Annotated in this window: 1 protein-coding gene; it reads left to right on the top strand. The window is 69.4% G+C overall.

Annotation, left to right across the window (positions count from 1 at the left end; all coding sequences use genetic code 11):
• Positions 1-77 precede the first annotated feature (77 nt).
• On the top strand, positions 78-392 hold a 315-nt coding region (locus I6F37_RS43965), incomplete at its 3' end, for a hypothetical protein (RefSeq protein ID WP_225154980.1).

Genomic DNA, 392 nt, shown 5'->3' with positions numbered 1-392 from the left:
GGCGTATTGACACCGTCTGCGGTCCGATCGCGTGCACGGCTGGGCGCAGAACCGCCTCCGGGGTGGATGATTGCGCCATGAAGAAGGCCAACAAGCGGTCGAAGGGGTCTCGGTCCGGCCAGACCGACCCCACGGTCACCGACCAGGACCTCGTGGATCTGCTCGAGGACGTGACGCACGCGCTCGATCAGGCCACGGCACAGATCATCGACGCTGGTGCCCAGCCTCCCGTGACCGCCCGATCCGCGCCGTGGCTCGGAGAGCCGTGCGGACCGTCGCTCGGCTCGATGCAGTCAGGCCGTGCCCTGTCCGACCCGATGCTCCTCGATCGCTACCAGGGATTGCTCGCCCGCTCGGGGCTCGTCGCCGGGACGGTCCACCACCTGCCGTCG

The organism is Bradyrhizobium sp. NBAIM08 (assembly GCF_020193935.1).
In the GTDB taxonomy this organism is placed as follows: Bacteria; Pseudomonadota; Alphaproteobacteria; order Rhizobiales; family Xanthobacteraceae; genus Bradyrhizobium; species Bradyrhizobium yuanmingense.
The sequence above is the reverse complement of the archived record's forward strand: the minus strand, read 5'-3'. Positions and strand labels throughout refer to the sequence as shown.